Annotated in this window: 14 protein-coding genes; 1 reads left to right on the plus strand and 13 read right to left on the minus strand. The window is 66.3% G+C overall.

Translation table 11 applies throughout. The annotated features are described in order from the left end of the window. The first annotated feature begins 87 nt into the window (after positions 1-87). A complete protein-coding gene (locus OEJ36_RS12470) occupies positions 88-1,146 on the plus strand; it encodes a lipase family protein (RefSeq protein ID WP_263401747.1) in 1,059 nt (352 codons plus the stop codon). Between the two features lie 116 nt (positions 1,147-1,262). Here the strand turns inward: OEJ36_RS12470 and OEJ36_RS12475 are convergent, their stop codons facing one another. The 13 genes from OEJ36_RS12475 to OEJ36_RS12535 form a co-directional block, all read right to left on the minus strand. Next, entirely contained in the window at positions 1,263-1,757 is a 495-nt protein-coding gene (locus OEJ36_RS12475; RefSeq protein WP_263401748.1) for a hypothetical protein, read from the minus strand. Positions 1,758-1,869: 112 nt separating this feature from the next. Next, on the minus strand, positions 1,870-2,928 hold the full coding sequence (locus OEJ36_RS12480) for a hypothetical protein (protein WP_263401749.1): 1,059 nt from the start codon (positions 2,926-2,928) through the stop codon (positions 1,870-1,872). A 13-nt stretch (positions 2,929-2,941) separates the two neighbouring features. Continuing rightward, entirely contained in the window at positions 2,942-4,738 is a 1,797-nt protein-coding gene (locus tag OEJ36_RS12485; protein WP_263401750.1) for a hypothetical protein, read from the minus strand. 4 nt (positions 4,739-4,742) lie between these two features. Further along, positions 4,743-6,011: a hypothetical protein gene (locus OEJ36_RS12490; RefSeq protein ID WP_263401751.1), complete on the minus strand. Its 1,269-nt coding sequence runs from the start codon at positions 6,009-6,011 to the stop codon at positions 4,743-4,745. A gap of 18 nt (positions 6,012-6,029) precedes the next feature. Continuing rightward, on the minus strand, positions 6,030-6,962 hold the full coding sequence (locus OEJ36_RS12495; protein WP_263401752.1) for a hypothetical protein: 933 nt from the start codon (positions 6,960-6,962) through the stop codon (positions 6,030-6,032). A 74-nt stretch (positions 6,963-7,036) separates the two neighbouring features. Beyond that, complete coding sequence (locus OEJ36_RS12500) at positions 7,037-9,463, minus strand: hypothetical protein (RefSeq protein WP_263401753.1); 2,427 nt, start codon at positions 9,461-9,463, stop codon at positions 7,037-7,039. A gap of 12 nt (positions 9,464-9,475) precedes the next feature. Then, a complete protein-coding gene (locus OEJ36_RS12505; protein WP_263401754.1) occupies positions 9,476-10,624 on the minus strand; it encodes a hypothetical protein in 1,149 nt (382 codons plus the stop codon). Continuing rightward, entirely contained in the window at positions 10,594-12,039 is a 1,446-nt protein-coding gene (locus OEJ36_RS12510) for an alkaline phosphatase family protein (RefSeq protein WP_263401755.1), read from the minus strand. The genes OEJ36_RS12505 and OEJ36_RS12510 overlap by 31 nt, the downstream gene beginning before the upstream one ends. Then, positions 12,032-13,252: a metabolite traffic protein EboE gene (eboE, locus tag OEJ36_RS12515; RefSeq protein ID WP_263401756.1), complete on the minus strand. Its 1,221-nt coding sequence runs from the start codon at positions 13,250-13,252 to the stop codon at positions 12,032-12,034. The genes OEJ36_RS12510 and eboE overlap by 8 nt, the downstream gene beginning before the upstream one ends. Further along, positions 13,249-14,133, minus strand: coding sequence for a TatD family hydrolase (locus tag OEJ36_RS12520; protein ID WP_263401757.1), 885 nt, complete (start codon positions 14,131-14,133; stop codon positions 13,249-13,251). The genes eboE and OEJ36_RS12520 overlap by 4 nt, the downstream gene beginning before the upstream one ends. A 24-nt stretch (positions 14,134-14,157) precedes the next feature. Then, positions 14,158-14,901, minus strand: coding sequence for an EboA domain-containing protein (locus OEJ36_RS12525; protein ID WP_263401758.1), 744 nt, complete (start codon positions 14,899-14,901; stop codon positions 14,158-14,160). Next, positions 14,898-15,788: a UbiA family prenyltransferase gene (locus tag OEJ36_RS12530; protein ID WP_263401759.1), complete on the minus strand. Its 891-nt coding sequence runs from the start codon at positions 15,786-15,788 to the stop codon at positions 14,898-14,900. The genes OEJ36_RS12525 and OEJ36_RS12530 overlap by 4 nt, the downstream gene beginning before the upstream one ends. Further along, positions 15,785-17,668 carry a 3-dehydroquinate synthase gene (locus OEJ36_RS12535; protein WP_263401760.1) on the minus strand — a complete coding sequence of 628 codons (1,884 nt, stop codon included), beginning with the start codon at positions 17,666-17,668 and terminating at the stop codon, positions 15,785-15,787. Before OEJ36_RS12535 ends, OEJ36_RS12530 begins: the two co-directional genes overlap by 4 nt. Between the last annotated feature and the right edge of the window lie 290 nt (positions 17,669-17,958).

The following is a 17,958-nucleotide window of genomic DNA, read 5'->3' on the forward strand; positions in this document are numbered from 1 at the left end:
ACCGCCTTCAGGTCGAATTGCGTGCCATGGAGGGTTGATATACCTTGCTTTCGCTGGCGTATAGCCACTATGCAAGGGAGGGCAGACATGGAATTTTCGAAGGCCGCTCTACTGGGGTTGGTGCTTCTTCAGTCGGGGTGCAGTTTCTGGACTCAAAAGTCGGATACGGTGCTGATTCGAGAGCCGAAGGATACAAGCTATAGCGTTCACAATGATCTGGGGAAAATAGCTCGCGAATACTGGCGATACTCAGCGCTTGCAGCTAATGCCTATCAGTTGGCCTGGCCTACCTACGAGAAGAAACTGGAAGTAGCCAACGATAAATCTCAGCTCCCACCCCTGGGTGAACAGTTCGAACTGGCTTGCCGTGACAACAGCAAGAACATGCTTCCCACTCCAGGTTGGTACGCTTGGGAGAACTTTCCGAATGAGGACCTCCTGAAACGGGCAGAAGACGCCAAGCTATTTTTCAGCGTCTGGGAGCGTCGCACGAAGAGCGGGAAGGTTGCGGAGATTGCGATAGTTTTTCGAGGCACCGAGGGGGACCAGCGGCAGGATTGGTTTTCCAACCTGAGGTGGTTCATTCCAACCCGATTCAGAGGGGAGGACCAATACGACATAACCCGTTTCTGGGTCTCAAGAGCCTTCGAAGCCGAACTGCAGGAGCGGATGCGGCGCAATGAAGTACCAGAGGACGTGAAGATCGTCGCGATTGGTCATTCACTTGGAGGGGGCCTCGCCCAGCAGTTGGCCTATGCACTTCCACGTAATGCGTACCATCCAATCCGGGTCGGCAAAGTCGTCGCCCTCAACTCGTCTCCGGTCACCGGTTGGTACACGACGGATAATCCTCCGCGAGATGAAAACACTCGTGGCCTGAAAATCGATCGAGTCTTCGAGCATGGTGAAGCACTGGCCTACATTCGCCTGAGCATCAATCTTGTTTTCCCGCCCTACAAGAGTGCTTCGGATGTCAGGGACCTGAGGTTCAACCTCGAAGAAACGGCCGGTGGCTTCATCAATCACCAAATCCAGTTCTTTGCCTGTCGCCTCGCCGAAAAGGCAGGAGCGACGCAGGGCGTCATTCATACGGAGAACTTCAACAGCGACGAAGTGGCTGCTGCAGATGCAGAAGAGAAACAATAGATTCTGCGACGTCAAAATTGGAGCAAATGGCCCGGATGACCCTTGCCAACCCGCCCCGTAGCCGACCGATCCAGTGGAGGATCGAGCGTTGCGCGGGCGGTTCAAGCGAGCGACGGTTATTCGGTCTTGAACCTGATCCGGTTCACCCGGTACTCGATCATGCTGCTGTGGGCCACCATGGATTTCAGCCATTCATCCGCCACCTCCTTGCGGGTGAATGCGCCCATGGAGGCGACACGCTTCCAGTTCTTCTCCTCGCGCAGGCGTGACTCCACGACATACACCGCCTCTATGCCCGGGTCCTGGTACCAGGCGAGCGGGGCATCCTTGCGCTGTTCCAGTTCGCGCAGCTGCTTGAGCAGGTTTTTTGCCTTGGCCTCCCATTCCCGCGCCTTCTGTTCCGCCAGGGTCTGAACCAGAAGAGCCAGGTCGCGCTGAGCGCGCAGCTGTTCGCTGCTTTCGAGGGTTTGCTGGGCTCGCTCATTTACCGTTATGGCCTCGGCGTTACGCTTTTCCGCCTGGCGCTCGCGGTAGGCGCGTTGGCGCTCGGCGTTGCTCATGGCGTTGCCGGTGGCGGGGCGGCCGCGTTTGCGGGATTCGGGGGTGTTCATGGGGCCGTTCCTGGGGAGACGGCGCAATTCTAGTTACGTAACGGAAAAAAGAAAGCGTTACGTAACGAAAATATCCCGTGGCGGCAAGCATGCCGCCACGGGAGACCCGCCTCTAGAGGTAGCCCTGCAACGGCACCCGCCGTATGCGCCCGTCCAGTGGCGCGGTGCCCCCACCGGGGAGGGGCAGGGGGCGGCCGTGGAAGCCCATGCCTTCGCTGACCAGTACAGCGTCGTCCAGCAGGCAGAGGTTGGAGGGGGTATCCAGGCCGGTGGCGAGGACGCGGGTGGTGCCGGTGGCCAGGTCGCAGTGCAGCAGGCGGCCGCTGAAGCGCTCGAAGCCGCCGTGGCGGGCTTCGCCTTGCCAGTCCGGACCGAGGGGCTGCTGCAGGGAGCGGCACAACTCGAGGATCAGCAAGCCGCCGCCCGGTGTGAGGGCCAGGCCGGTGGGCAACTGCAGGCCGGTGATCAGCGGCTGGATGCGCCCGTCCTCCGGCCACACGCGGATCACCTGGCCGGCCCGTTCGACGAAGTCGATGCCTTGGCGCGTCGGGTCCAGCCGGCGTTCGCCGGAGAACAGGCTGACCAGCAGGGCGCCGGTGGTGGGTTCGTACACCAGGGTGACCGGCACCGCGTCCTGGCCCTGGTTCATGTCGGGTATCTGGGCCACCACCCGTTCGCCCTGGTCGTCGAATTCCACCACCTGGTTGGTATCGGGCTTCACCGACAGCCAGGTGCGTCGCCTGGGGTGGAAGCACAGGGCGTTGAGGTTGCCGCGGCTGTGGAATACCGCCTTGGGCGGGTTCTGCGCCAGGTCGAGCACCCGCGAGCCTTCGACATAGTCGGTGAGGCTGGCCAGGCAGCGGCCGTCGGCGCAGGCGATGTCCGAGAGCCCCATGATCTCGTCGCGCAGCATGCGCACCTGCATGTTCATGGAGCGATAGCCCTCGGCGATGGGCTCGGCGGCCAGGTAGGCGCCGGGGCTGCCCGGCGCCGGGCGAAGGCGGCTGATACGGCCGCTGAAGGGCGCGTCCGGGTGGCCCGAGCCGGCTTCCACCAACAGCAGGCTGCCGTCGGCTTGCAGGCACAGGCCCCGGGGGTTGATCAGGCCTTCGACGACCACGGTGGCGCGGCGCAGGTCTTCCTGTGGGGCGGGGGGGATGGTCACGGTCATGGGTGCCTCCTGCTCATGGCTGCCAGGGTGTGCTGGTGAGGTACGCCTTGAGCAGCGCCCGCTGGCTCGGCGACATGGAGCGCACCACCGGCATGTACAGGGTGGTGCCGCGATAGGCATCGGCGGTGCGCGCGATGATGGCCTGGCGGGCGTTCCAGATGGCGTCCTGCTGGTTCAGCGGGATGAACCGCGACATGGCCGGGAAGGCCAGGTAGTGGAAGCGCAGCACGGCCGGGTAGACCTGGTCCCAGGTGGGAACACTGCCGGCGGGTATGCCGAAGTCGGTGGTGGAATAGAAGCGGAAGTTGCTGAAGCCTTTGCCATCGCCCAGGGAGAAGGCGAGCTTGGTATAGCCCGCCTTGGCGGAGGTTGCTTCCTTGCGCGTGAGGGGAATCGACACGCTGGTCTGGCCCTGGCTGATCGGGACATTGGCGTGGTACTGCAGCAGGTTCCAGTTGTTCGGGTCGACGAGGGCACCCGGGAAAGAGCTTTTCAGGGCGATGCTGCCATTGGCCGGCACCGGCCCTCCCAGGTAGCGCACCTGCAGGTCGAGGGTGACGCCTTCCGGATACTCGTCCATGTACAGGTTGCGTTGGTCGCTGTAGAGCCGGTAGGTCACTTCGGCTACCGCCAGGGTGGTGCCATCGACGCTGTTCGGCGCCGTGATGGAAAGGGCCGTGGCCTGTGCTGCCGCCGACTGGGTGGAGGTCAGCGGCAGGTCGACGATGCCGCCATAGAGGGAATAGTTCACCAGGTAGGGGCTGGTGTTGGGCAACGTCGCCAGCAGGGTGCTGCCGGCATTGATGCTGACCGGGCCGTAGTCGATGTTCGGGCCTATGGGGCTGGTGATGTCGGTGCGCACCGTGCGGAAGTTCGCCTTGGGGATCAGGTTGACCATGTCCAGGCTCAGCATCGCCTGGTTGCTCAGGCTGTACTGCTGGGCATAGCCCGCGCCGCCGGTGCCGCCGTTCACCAGTTGGCGGCCGACCGGGCAGATCAGCGGCTCGCCGGCAAAGGCCGGGGCCAAGGTGCCGATGACCCGTCCAATGCTGGGGTTGGGGGTGTACTGGCCGGCGGCATAGTCGGCATCCAGCTGGGGCGTGGTCATGCCCGGGCACATCTCGAACATCACGAAGCGCACCACGATGCCGGTGGCACCGGGCGCCTGGATGATCGACTTGAGCATCGCGCTGTTCTGGTTCCAGCTGACGATGGCGCTCAACGGGAAGGTGACCTGGAAGGTGCCCGACAGCGGCGATGAGCCCGGGGCGTCGTCTTCGCCATTGAGCAACCTGGGGGCCACGTCGAAGCTGCTGGCCACCGCATCGCCCTGGATCAGCAGCTGCGGGCTGCTGGTGCCGCCGATCTGCAGGCCGCCGAGGTAGATCTGCGTGGTGATGCCGCTGGAGGGGTCGAGGTCCACCATCATCGGGCCGGAGACCGGCGGCTGCTTGGTCACCGGGTCCCTGGAGCCCAGCAGGTAGACCGGTTGCCCCACCAGGTCGCCGGTGGTGCTGATGGCGCCAGGGGTGCCCTGGGAGCTGATCAGCACGTTCTGCATGTCCACCACGTGCTGGCCGTAATGGTTCCAGCCGCCGGCGGTGTAGTAGTCGCCGGTCGGGGCGTTGATCCATTCATTGAGCTGGTCGTCGCTGTAACCGGCGGCTTCGGACGCGATCTGCGAGTTGGGCAGGTCGAACAGGTGCAGCTTGCGATTGCCCTGGGGAATGGTCGGCGAGTTGTTGGGCAGGCTCACGTCGGTGCGGATGCCGCCCCAGAAGTTCAGTCGGGGTCCGTTCAGGATGCTCATGGGGTCATTCCTCGTCCTTGTGGGGAATCGTGGCGGGGGCCTTGGCGAATTTGAACAGGTAGGAGAAGTCGGACTTCACCGCGCTCTTCACCGGTGTCGCCATGGAGTGGCAGTTCATGCAGCTGCTGTTGGGCTGGATGTAGCTCTCCATGGTCACGTTGGCCGCCAGGGCAGGCGTGGGCTGGCCCAGGGGGTTGCTGGGGTTGTCCGGCATCAGTGGCCGCTGGGTGGTCACCAACTGGTAGTAGCGCAGCACATTGGTGCCGAGGTTCTGCTGGTAGACGGTATTGACCGAGGCGGTACTGCCGGCGATGGGAGTGACGCGGCTGAGCGGGTCGGGGGTCTGGAAGGTGGCGCCGGACTTGGGCGTGCACACCAGCTGGCTGCCCTGTTGCTGCCAGTTGCAGGGCGACTGGTTGACGCTGGCCGCCGGGGCGTTGGCGTTGTAGTAGCTGTAGGTGCCGTTGCCGGCCGTGGACCCCGGAACGTTGTCCACCTGCTCGAAGGTGGACCAGATCCACTGCGGGTAACCCGGCGCCTTGACGATGATATGCAGCCCCACCAGCCCCAGAGTGGCCGTGGTGGTGCCGCCGGTGGGCTGGCCCTGGGCGTTGAACTGCGCCACCTGGGCCTGGGTGGTGAGGTAGCGGCTGGCGTCGTCCTGGCTGGTGAGTATCCGCCAGGCGGCCTTGACCTCGGTGGCCTGGGCCGGGAACGCGATGTTCTGCGCCTTGGCCACGGTGTCGGCGTTGTAGAAGCCGTTCGCCACGATGTAGTCGTAGGAGGCCTGGTTGGCGGAGATGTCGTAGTAGGTGGGGTTGCCCTTCTGGTCGATGAGCCAGCCACCGACGGCCTGGTCCACGGCCTGCACCACCGAGGTGTTCTTCAGGGCGGCGATGTTGATGATGCCGAGGCGGTGCTGGCCCAGCGGCGCGTTCCAGGGCCCGGGGTTGGCGCCACCGGGCAGGAAGATTTCGCTCACCGTCTTGTAGCTCTGCCAGACGGTGGGGCCGCCGCTGCCCAGGGGCAGGGCGCAATCCGGCTGCCCGCGCTGGCCGGCCCGGGCGGGCCAGTTGAGGGCGATGAACAACTTCCAGCTGTAGTCATCGAAGGCCTGCTGGCTGGCATTGGCGGCGGGGGCTGCCGTGGGCGGCTGGCAGGCCGTGCTGATCGGGGCGGGCGTGGTGGGCGCGGGTGCCTGCTCGCGCACATTGCAGCTGGCGCAGGCGAAGGCCAGCAGCGCCAGGCCGGTGAGGCGGAAAGTGGGGTTCATGGCGGCTCTCCTTGCCGGTCAGGGCTTGCGGGACTGGAGTTTGTTCCACTGCGCTTCGGCGCCGTTGTCCTGGGAGGCCGGCGGGTCGAACAGCTGGCAGGGCTGCGGGTTCACCGGGCACTTCTTGGCCACCTGGTCCCAGGTCTGCGCCGGGTCGGGCTTGTCGGTGCGGAAGTTGACGTAGTTCTGGCTGACGATGGGGGCGTTGGCCACGCTGGCATCACCGGAGAAGTAGAAGGACTGCGGGTGACGGAACAGCGGCTGGTCCTTGGCGGCGCGGGTGGCCTCCTTGTAGAAGGCGTAGCCGAACAGGATCGGCCCCTGGGGCGACTGCACGTCCAGGGCATAGGCCTGCACGGTGCCGCCCAGGTTCTGGCTGCGCGCGGGGCTGTAGGGCAGGTGCTGGACGAAGTCCTGGCGCGCCGGGTGGTTCTCCGGCGAGAAGGAGCAGCACTCGGGCATGTCCTTGGGCCGATCCTCGTAGGTGAGGAAGAACGCCTTGTTGCCCAGGGAGATGAAGGAGCAGCTGTAGTTGTTGTTCTTGATCGGGAAGATCGGCAGGCAGTACTTCTCGTAGTGCTCCATCATCGCGCCGTAGCCGTCACCATCGGCGGGGATGTAGGTGGTGTCGTAGTAGCTGGTGCCCTTGGAGACGGTGTAGTCCGCGGGCTTCAGGGTGCTTGGCGGGTTGCTGTAGGGCGGCGGGTTCTTCTCGTAGTTCTGGGTGACGCGGAACATGGTCCAGTCGCTGATCCAGGTGGCAGGGAAGAACGGATCGCTGGGCTCCCCGGGCTTGCGCTCGGCGATGCAATTGCCGTTGCTGGCGTCGCAACCGAGGGTGTTGTGCACGCCGTTGGTGAAGTACACGGCCTCGTCGTCATCGGCGGCGAGGAGGGGTTGGCTGAGCAAGGCGAGGGGCAGCAGCCAGGCGAGCAAACGGGCTTTTTTCATCAGAACACTCCTTCGTAACGGGCAGGGCGGGCGAGCGATGCCGGCCCGCCTGCGGGTTCCAGGTAATCGACGGTTCAGGTCAGGGGCCGGGGCGGGTAATTGAGCTTCACCAGCGCGTTGGCCCAGCGTTCCAGCACCGCGCGCCGGCTCTGCGGCAGGTCACGGGTGATGGGCATGGCGAGGGTGCTTTCCTCCTGGTAGGGCTTGCTGACCAGGGTGATCAGCTGGTCGATGGCGCCCTCGATGCGCTGCAGGGAGTTCAGCGGCATGTACTTGTCCATGATCGGGTAGAGGTAATAGAACGGCTCGAAGATGCGCGGGTAGATGAAGCTCTCCCAGATCTGCACCCGCGCATCCTGTTGGCTGTACACCTTGTTCCAGGCCGCGACGAACTCGCCCATCAGCCCGGGCTCGTCCGGCAGCACCCGCAGGGGCGCGAGGAAATCGGTGTAGGCGGTCGGGTAGTCGAAGCTGAAGGGCACCGCAGGCGCAGCGCCAGGGCCGTCCTGGACGAAGAAGCGCAGGGTCGGGAAGCCGGCGGCGATGGCCTTGACCGTCACCTGGGCGATGCCGTTGGCGTAGGTGGTGATCTGCGTGAGGCTGTAGTCCACCGTGGCGCCGTTAGCCAGCACGCCCGTGCGCGGGATGGACGGGACGAATTGCAGGCAGGGCGCCAGGCTGACGCCGGCCGGGGTGGCCTTGACGTGCTGGTAGTTGATCGTGGCCGTCGGGGCGTCGCTCGTCGTTAGCACTCTCTGCAGGCTGCGACCGGCGCCCTCGCTGACCAGGCTTGCCGGCGCCTGGGTACCGGCGAACTGCGGCAGCAGCGTGGCGTTGTTGTTGCGGTTCGCAGGGTCGTCTGCGATCAGCCCGAAGTCCACGTCGTTGCTGAAGGCCAGGAAGTAACTGCTGGTGGTCAGCATGTAGGGGTTGTTGTATTCCGCCACCCACAGGGTGGTGCCGGTCGGTGCGGGCAGGCCGTCGTACTGCACCATGATCTGCAGGGTGCGGGTGTCCCCCACGTCGATGAAGGTGCCGCTCTCGATCACTTCGGCGGTCCACATCTGCTGATTGGCGACGAGCACCGGCTTGGCGGGGGCGGTCACCTTGGTCTGTATCGCCAGGGTGCCGGCCTGGAGCTTGTCGGCGGCGCCGGCCAGAGGTAGGTCGACAAGGCCCGAGCGCTTGTCGAAGGCGGCCTGGGCGTACTGCTGGTAGCTCAGGTCGACAAGGCCCTGGAAGTTGCCGTTCTGCTGGATACCGACCTGGAAGTCGCCGAGCTGGACCCGCTCGCATTCCGGCACGGTCGCCTCGCTGGCCGCCAGGGGGTAGAAGGGGAAACCCGTACCCAGGTCGAGGGATAGCACGTCATCCTGGGCCTGGGCGGAGATCACCCCCAGCGGGAGCGACTTCAGATTGTGTGTGTTATCCGGTATCGGCTGCAGGATCGGCGCCGGATTGGCAGCGACGAGCCGGCGGCCCGCCGGGGCGGTGGGGTACTCGTCCGCGAACCACAGGCCCAGCACCCCGGAGGTACGACTGTAGGCGGGGTTGAAGAAGATGTCGGCAACGTTGTCCAACCCCTTCTGGTACATGTCCTGCAGCGCCTGCTGCTGCACGGCCAGGGCCTTCAGGCACTGCTGGCAGTCAGCGCACTGGGGATCGGTCGCGCAGGTGTCGCAGCCCGTCCCGCCGGTGCGGGTCACCACCTTCGGGTAGTCGTTGAAGATGCCGTTGCGGTCGTAGTAAGTCAGGTAGGTGGTGAAGCGGAACATCAGCCCCTGGGCCTTCTGCGCGATCATTTGCTGCTGCAGGGTCTTGAGCAGGCTGGAGTCGCCCAGCACCCATTCCAGGTTGGCGGCCGGGAAGCAGGTTTGCCAGGTGGTGGTGACGGTGTTCAGGCCCTGTACCGCCCCCCAGTTGAAGTTGAGGAAACGATCGAGCATGCGGTAGGCGCGCTTGGCCGTGAGGCCGCAGGTGGCGTCGCCCAGCACCAGGCGGTCGAAGTACATCGCGGTGAAGGTGTTCTGCCAGGGGCTGATGTCGACGAAGCGCGCCGGGGTGGGCTTGTCGCTGCCGAATGGGTTGCCCAGCAACTGGTAGCTCTTGCCCACCAGGGCGTCCTGGGCGATGTAGCTGTTGGCTTGCAACTCGCCGCCGATGATGCGCGACTGGATGTCGTTGTAGCTCACCGTGCCACAAGCGTTGTCGCCGAACAGGTCCCATTCCGCAGGGATCTGCGGCAGGCCGCTGTTGGCACTGTTGTTGGGTACCTGCAGCACGTAGTCCGGCACCTGGGCCTCGGGCAGCGGGGCGATCATCCAGGGCATGACCTTGTCCCGCGCGTTGGCGGGATTGATGCCGAAGCTCTCCAGGAAGGGCCAGTTCAGGTCCATCTTCGCCGCATCGTAGAGCGGGTAGATGTCGTTGTTGTTGGCCGTTGGCGGGTTCCAGAACATATGGCCGTTGAGGTACAGGCGAGGGAAGTTCAAGACGCTCATGGGTCGTCCTCCTTAACGTTTCCACTGGGCGCGTTTCAGCGACCAGACGAAGTCCAGTTTGTTGTATCCGTTGAAGGCTGAATCCGGCAGCGGTTCGGTGGGGTAGACGATCCCGCCCTGCTGCGGCAACGCGAAGTTGAAGTAGCCCTTCTTCGCTGAATAGGCCGCGGTGTCGTGGCAGGCGAGGCAGGACGACTGGCTCTGGAAGGCCGACTCCAGTTGCGAGTTGGCCAGCAGCTTGGGCGCGCCGCCCGCCGTGTGTTGCACACCGATCAGCTCGTACTGCGCCAGGCCGGGGTTCTGCGCCTGGAAGCTGGCGTTGACCGGTTGCGCGGCACTGGTGGGCCCGGTGCTGTTGGTCATGGGCTTGGGCGGGATGTCGTTGGTGACGCTGTACTTGCTGTTGTTACGGTTCTCGAAGGTGGTCCAGGCCCAGTCCTGGGTGAGCTTGTTGATCACGTGCATGCCGCTCAGGGCTGCGTAGCCCACCTGGTACTGGCTGCCGTTCTGCAGGTAGTAGGCCTGGGCGATGTAGTAGCCATCGTTGGCCAGGGTCTTCATGAAGGCCTGGTCGTTGCCGATCCAGAACCAGGACGTTTTCAGCTCCCAGGCAGCGGCGGGGAAATTCAGGTTGGCGGTGAGCGCGGCCTGGCCGTCGACGTTGTAGACGCTCTTGTCGAGGATGTAGCTGAAGGTGTCCCTGCCCATCAGCAGTTGGAAACGCACCGGCTGGCCTTTCTGCGCGGCCGGCACCTGGCCGCCCATTTCCAGGATCAGGCCATCCACCTGCTGGGTGCTGTCGAGGTTGTGGAAGGTGCGCTTGGTGTCCATGCCCATGGCCTGCGCGGCCTTGATCACCGCGACCGGCGTGGGCTCGCGCTGCTCATAGGGCAGGGGCTGGCTGCCGTCGGGCAGGAACACCTGGTCGGTGGGCTTGAGGTCCTCCCAGACACGGTTGGCACTGCCGGCCATCTCCGGCTGGTTGAGGCAGGTGAACCAGTTCCAGGCCATCGTCTCGGGTGATTGTTCGAACGCCTTGCGTACATCTTCCGGCTTGCCTCCGTACTCGAAGAAGCCGGTGCAGTCGAAGGCGGGTGGGTTCTGGGCCTGGGCCAGTCCGGCCAGTGCGCTCAGTACTGCAAGGGGAAGGGCTCGTTGCATGGGGTCTCCTTGGCTATGGCCTTGTCGAGAGTTCGGTGCCCCAGGAAGTACTGCAGGAGCAACTGTTTTACCGCGGTGACCGGTAACCGGTCCGGTAAAGGCAAGTCGCAATCGGTGATGAGCAGCGGGCCGTCCTGGTCGCTGCGGGGAAGGCGTCCGTGGCTCCCGCGTACCAGGCGGGTGTCCAACGGGATCAGGTCCATGTAGTAGCGGAACCCCAGTTTCTTGCGCAGCAGGCGCCGCGCCACCCGGAGTTTCGGCAGTGAAATGGCAGGGTCGATGAACAGTTCCAGCGGGTCGTAGCCGGGCTTGCGGTGGATGTCGACGGTGCGGGCGAAGTCGGGCGCTTTGTCGTCATCGAACCAGTACTGGTAGTCGAACCAGTGGCCGGGGGCGGCGATCGCCACCAGGTCGCCGCTGCGGGGGTGCTCCAGCTGCCATTCGCGCTGCTCGGCGCGGTCCAGCACCCGCTCGATGCCGGGCTCGCGCTCCAGCAGGGCGCGCACCTTGGGCAGGTCCCGCTCGCGCTGCAGGTAGACATGGGCCACCTGGTGGTCGGCCACCGCGAAGGCGGCGCTGGCGCCCGGGTCCAGCAGCTCCCAGCCGAGGGACTGGCGCACCTGCAGCCAGCCATCGGCGCGCAGCAGGCGGTTGATGGAGACGGAGCGTTGCACCGCCTCGATGCCGTATTCGGACACCAGCATCACCGCGGCGCCACGCTCCTGGGCGAAGGCCAGCAGGCGGCCCACCTCGGCATCGATGGCGCGCACCTCGGCGGCGATGCCGGGGTGGTCGGGGCCCAGGCGCTGGAGGTCGTAATCCAGGTGCGGCAGGTAGATCAGCTGCAGGTGCGGGCGGTTGATCTCGAACTCGGCCATGGCGCAATCGACTATCCAGCGGCTGGAGCCGATGCCGGCGGCCGGCCCCCAGAAGTGCTGGAAGGGGAAGGTGCCGATGCGCTCCTCGATCGCCTGGTGCAGGGTGGCGGGCGCGGAGTAGAGGCCGAATTCCTTGCGCCCGTCGGCAGGGTAGTGGGGGCGTGGGGTGATGGAGGCGCTGATGTCGGCGTACATGTTGTACCACCAGAACAGCTGGCTGCAGCGGAAGCCGGGCAGCTCGCGGGCCAGCACCTCCCAGACCTTCTCGCCCTGGACCAGGGCATTGGGTTGCAGCCAGAAGCGCACCTCGGCCTGGTCGCGGAAATACCATCCATTGCCGACGATGCCATGCCCGGAAGGCGGCAGCCCCGTGAGCATGGACGACTGCACCGTGGTGGTGACCGCCGGGAACACCGGCTGCATGCAGGCCATGCGGCCACGGCCGAGCAGGGCGTTGATGTGCGGTGTGTTCTCACCCAGCAGGGAGGGCGTCAGGCCGACCACGTCGACCAGCAGCAGGGGCCGTGGCTCAAGCATGCTGCACCTCCCGCAGCGGCTCGCCGGCGAGGGCGCCGTGCCGTTGCAGCTGGGCTTCCACCCATTCCAGTTCGGCGGCGATACCCCGGGCCAGCGCGGGTTCGGAGCCGGGCCGCAGGGCTTCGGGCAGCACCATCCAGCTGTAGGTTTCCACCTCCAGCACCGGGCGGAAGTCCGGGTTCTGGGCCAGGTATTCGAAGACGCGCCCCAGGGCCTGCTGGCTGCCGCCCAGTTCCGGCAGTTGGAAGCGCTCGCTGAACAGGGGCACGTGGAAGTGCACGCGCAGTTCGCTGCAACCGGCCAGGGCCGTGTCGAGGAGGGCGGCGGGCAGGTCCGCCCAGGCCAGCAGCTGGCCGCTGCGATGGCGCGCCTTGACCTGGTGCAGGTAGGTGCCCTCGGCGAAACCGGCGAGCACCTCCAGCACCTCGTCGCGGTGCTGCTCATCAACGGGCAGGCGGCACACCAGGGCGTTGGAGAGCTGGATCTTGCCAATGACGATGCCGGCCTGGTGCAGGCGTGACAGGGCCGCGTGGCAGTCCTCGAACAGCACCGCCTGGTGGCAGACGTCGAAGCACAGCGCCAGGTGCGCGTGGTTCGGGTCCAGCGCCTGCCAATGGGCGAAGAAGGCCAGGGCCTGGTCGGTGCGTTCCAGCACGCAATCGGGCTCCATCTCCAGGCACAGGCGGATGGTCTTGCCGGTGCCGTGCTTCAGCTCGGCGAGGGCCGCGGTGAGCTGCAGCAAGTGTGCTTCGGCACGGGCCTGGCGCTCGTCCGTCCAGTCGGCGGCGTAGCCCAGGGGCACGCTGGAGATCACCCCCTCGTCGCAGTCCTCGGGCAGCGCGGCGGCCAGCAGCCCGGCCAGTTGCAGGCTGTAGTCCAGGCGCTGTGGCTGGGACCAGTCCGGCCGGTAGACCGCGGCCTTCACCTCATCGCCATGGAAGCGCCCGTAGGGGAAGCCGTTGAGGGAGGTCAGGCGCAGACCGCTGTCACGCAACAGCGCGAGGAAGGCGGCACGGGCGGCGGGTTGCTGCAGCTCGGCGGCGGCCTGGGCGCTGATCCACAGGCCGCTGTCCTGGTTCTGCAGCCCGCGCTGGCGGCGCACGGCCTGGAAGGGCCCGGCGATGGAAGCGCGCAGGGCAGCCAGGTCATGGGCCGGGTGCACGTTGCCGCAGTAGCCGAGCTGGGTCGGGGTCCATCCCATGGCGGGGCTCATCGCACTATGGGCTCCTGGCCACGCAGGGCGGAGTTTTCCTGCCACTGGCGACGCTGGTCGATGGGCAGCAGGGTGGCGACGGCGGCCTTGTCCAGCTGGCCGCTCTGGGCGAAGAAATCCACCGGGTTGTCGAACAGCACCTGTTGCACCTGGGCGTCGCTGAAGCCCGCCTGGCGCATGGCTTCGCCCGTCTTGGGCACCTTGAGCGGGTCGCTCACGCCCCAGTCGGCCGCGCTGTTCACCACCATCTTCTCGGTGCCGTACTGCTGCAGCAGGGTGACCATGCGCTGCTCGGACATCTTGGTGTTGGGGTAGATGGAGTGCCCGCGCCAGCAGTCGCTGTCCAGCACCAGGGGCAGGGTCAGCTCGTTGAGGTGGTCGATCAGCACGCGGTCTTCGGCGATGCCGACCTCGCGGATCACCGCCAGGGTGCGCCTGGTGCCGCCGATCTTGTCGCGGTGCGGGGTGTGCACCAGGACCGGCAGGTCGAACTGCCTGGCCAGGTCCAGTTGCAGGGCGAGGAAGCGGTCCTCTTCCGGGGTGATGTCGTCGTAGCCGATCTCGCCGACGCCGACCACGCCGTCCTTCACCAGGTAACGAGGCAGTATTTCCAGAACTTCGTTGGCCAGCCCGTAGTTGTTGGCCTCCTTGGGGTTGAGGCCGATGGTGCAGAAGTGGTGGATGCCGAACATGCTGGCGCGGAAGCGCTCCCAGCCCAGCAGGGTGTCGAAGTAGTCCACGAAGCTGCCCAGGCTGGTGCGCGCCTGGCCTTGCCAGAAGGCCGGCTCGATCACCCCGGTGATGCCGGCGGCGGCCATGTTCTGGTAGTCGTCGGTGGTGCGGCTGACCATGTGGATGTGCGGGTCGAAATACGTGGGCATGGCGACGTCCTTTTGCTTTTTTTGTCAGGTTCGGAACGGGAAATCACTGGGCAGCCAGCCAGGCGGCAGGCGGCCCTGGCGCTGATGTTCGGCCAGGCGTTGCAGCTGTTCGGCGTCCAGCTGCTGCCAGGCGAGCAGATGAGCGATGCCCGGCGGCGCGGGGCGGTCGGCGGCGAGGCGTTCCTCCAGCATGTCCAGCGCCAGCTGGTTGAGCGTGGGGCCACGGCGCGGGGCCAGGCCCTCGACCTGGCGCAGGTCCAGTTCCATGCCGACGCCCTTGAGCATCAACAGGTGGAAGGCCCGCTCGGGGTAATGGCGGGCGGGGTAGGGGTTGTTCAGGGCGAGGGCGGCGAACACCTCGCAGCTGTTGGTGCGCCCGGCGAACAGGGCCAGTTCCAGGCAGGCGCCCTGGCCGTCCAGCCAGTCCATTGCACGCAGCGCGGCGGCTTTTTCCTGGTCGTCGCCCCAGTCGAAATAGCGTTGCAGCAAGGCTTCGCGGCCCGGGCCGGGGTCGGCTTCCAGGGCCTGCGCCAGCAACAGGGCGCGGGCCAGTCCGGCCCGGGTCCAGGGCAGGCCGGGCATGGGTGCGTCGCCGACATGGCGCCGGCAGGGGCCGCTCAGAAGCATCAGCGTCTGGGCATCGGGCTGGGCGGCAAGGCGTTGTTGCGCCTGGTTCCACCAGTCCAGGGATGCGCCGCTCAACTCATCGAGCAGGCTCTGGCGCAGGTCGGCGATGCGGTCGGTGCCGAGTTGGAGTGTGGTCGTCATGTCGGCTTCACCCATTGCTGCAGGCGCGGTAGCAGCAGGAACACACCCACGCAGGCCAGGCTGCCCAGGGGCTGGCCTGCCAGGGCCAGGACCATGGCGTCGATCAGCGGCAACGCGGTGAGCCCGGCGCCGATGAAGGCCCGTACGTTGCGCCGCTCGGGGTTCGCCAGGTGGCGGCGGTAGCTGAGGCCGAGCCAGCCGAGCCAGAGCGCCAGCAGCGGCCAGAACCACAGGCCCTGGGCATAGACCGCCAGGGCCAGCGGGCTGAGCATGAGCAACACGGGGGCGAGGCTGGCCAGTTGGTTGAGGTGTTCCTGCCGGGCCACGTAGGTCAGCCCGCTGATGTAGGTGCCCAGCAGCAGGGCGCAGAGCCACAGCGGCGCCGGGGGTGCAGCGAGGCTGGCGGCGGCGGTAAGGTAGAGCGCCGCGCGGCAGCCGCCCATGAGCCAGACGCTGTGGGCGTGGCGCTTGTGCAGCAGGTTGTAGGCGACGATCAGCCCCAGCAGCAGCGCGGCACTGCCCAGCAGCCAGCCAGGGTGCTCCAGTTGCAGGCTCAGGCCCAGCAGCGCGGCGGCGGCCAGCAGCAGGAGCGCCGCGCTGGCCAGGGCCACCTGTTGCCGGGTGACCAGCCCCAGGGCGATGGGCCGGGGGTTGTGGTGGCGGCTGTCCCAGTCGGCGTCCATCAGGTCATTGAGCAGCATGCCGGCCAGGTACAGCGCCGAGGCAGCCGCCAGGAGCAGGACCCAGGCCAGGGGGGAGGGCGGGGCGAGGGCGCTTGCGCTGCTGGCCAGCAAGGCGGCGGCCAGGGCATTGGTCCAGACCGTGGGCAGGTTGGAGATGCGCCCGAGGGTCATCCAGGTCTGCAGGCTCGGGGTTGGCTGGCTCATCGTGCGCAGCCCTCGGTCCAGGCGGGCTCGACGACTTGCAGCTGGGCCAACTGGCGCAGCGCCTGCTGCATGCTGGGCATGTCGATGTGGTGCACGTCCAGGGCGTGGCCGATGCGTTCGAGCATGGGGATGGAGAGTTCGCCGCCCAGGTGTTGGCGGAAATCCTCCAGCCCCTGCAATACGCGCAGGTTGCCCTGGTCATTGGCCAGGGTCAGTTCCGGTGGCGACAGGTTGAAGCCGAGTCGGGTCAGCAGGTCCAGCAGGCGTTGCGCTTCGCTGGGTGCGAGCAGGCCCAGGGCCTTGGCGTAGAGCGCATCCAGGGCCATGCCCACGGCCACCGCTTCACCATGGCGCAGGCGATGGCGGCTGAGTTTTTCCAGCTTGTGCGCGGCCCAGTGGCCATAGTCCAGCGGGCGGCCGTTGCCACGTTCGAAGGGGTCGCCGCCCCGGGTGATCTGCTCCAGGTGCAGCTCGGCGCAACGGCGGATGGCGTGGCGGCTGGGATCGTGGGCGAAGGCGGCGAGGGCGTCGGCGTTGTGCTCCATCCAGGTGAAGAACGCGGCGTCCTTGATGGCCGCGACCTTGACCGCTTCCGCCAGCCCGGCCAACTGGTCGCGCCGGGACAGGCCGAGCAGCAGCTGGAAGTCGTTGATCACCGCATCGGCGGGCTGGAAGGCGCCCAGCAGGTTCTTCTGCTCGAAGGCGTTGATGCCGTTCTTCACCCCGATGCCGGCGTCGTTCTGCGCCAGTACGGTGGTGGGGATGCGGATCAGCCGCACGCCTCGGTGGAAGGTGGCGCAGGCGTAACCCACCGCGTCCAGCAGCGCGCCACCGCCCAGGGCCAGCACGTAGCAGTGGCGGTCCAGGCCCTGTTCGAGCATCAGCCCGTAGAGGCTCTGCAGCACCTCGGGGGTCTTGCAGGCTTCGCCGGCCGGCACTGCGACCGGCCCAGCCAGCAGGCGCAAGTCGTCGGCGCGGGATTGGAAGTAGCGGGTGATCTGCTGCTCCAGGGCCGGATTGCCACGCAGCAGGCCTTCGTCGGCGAAAACCATGACGGTCACCGGGCGCTTGCCGCTGGCCATCAGCTGTTGGTGCAGGCAGTCGTTATGGACGGCGAACAGGTGCTCGGTGAACAGCACCGGGTAGCGGTAGGTGACGGTGAAGGCGCCTTCCAGGTGGGCCGGTTTCGCTGTGGCGGCGGAGCGCTCGCGTCGCCATGCCAGCAGCCCGCGCCCGGCGAGGAACAGCGCCGGCAGCAGCATGCTGGCCAGCACTGCCAGGAGCATGGCCTGGTCCTCGGCGATATAGCTGCCCAGCGCGCTGTAGACCAGGGCCAGGCCGGCGTTGGCCAGGGTGGTGATGACCAGGAAGCGGCCCAGCGGGTAACGCTGCATGCCGGCGGCCAGCACCGAGGTTTCCGCCAGCACGGGCACGCCGCGCAGGCAGATCAGCGACAGGGTGTTGAGGCGGTTGGCCAGGCGCCCGGCCTTGCGCCAGTCCTCGATATCCAGCAGCCCGGAGGCGATGCGGAAATACCCGGCCCCTAGCCAGTAACCCAGCAGCGAACCCAGGCACAGGCCGATGAAGATCACCAGGTAGCCGCCGACAGCCCCGAGCATGGCCACCGCTAGCAGCGACACCATGCTCGACGGCACCGGCAGCACCACATCGAGGGCCAGCAGCGCCACCAGCAGGACGGCGAGATTGAATGCGCGGACAGGGTCGGCAGGATGCTGGCCGAGGCTTTCCAGCAGGTGCTGCATCTGCTCTTCGAAGAGCAGGAAGCTGATGATCACCAACCCCGCGAACAGGGCAAGCGACAGGCAGAAGTGTTCCAGCGGTCCTCTCCGCGAGAGGACGTGACTCATCAGGCGCTTCATCAAGATCCCTTTGCTCAGGCTGATTTCCTTATCGCTGTCGAAGCTGTGCTTCGACAGGGCCAGCGTTCACTTCCTAATGCCCGGCTGGCTTCGCTTATCTACGGCGACTGCGTAATTGCACCGTAGACAGTGGGGTTATTTTTGCAAGCAAGCGGATGGCGGCGGCAAAGGCCGAAGACGACCCGCTGAAAGCTGCCCAGGCGATCAGGAAATGGCGAGCGCAGATGCAGACCACGAAATCCGGGACCTGTGGTGAAGCGCGAATTCGTTTGTGGAACGCAGCGTCAGGT

Source organism: Pseudomonas sp. PDM13 (genome assembly GCF_025685765.1).
GTDB classification, from domain to species: domain Bacteria; phylum Pseudomonadota; class Gammaproteobacteria; order Pseudomonadales; family Pseudomonadaceae; genus Metapseudomonas; species Metapseudomonas solani.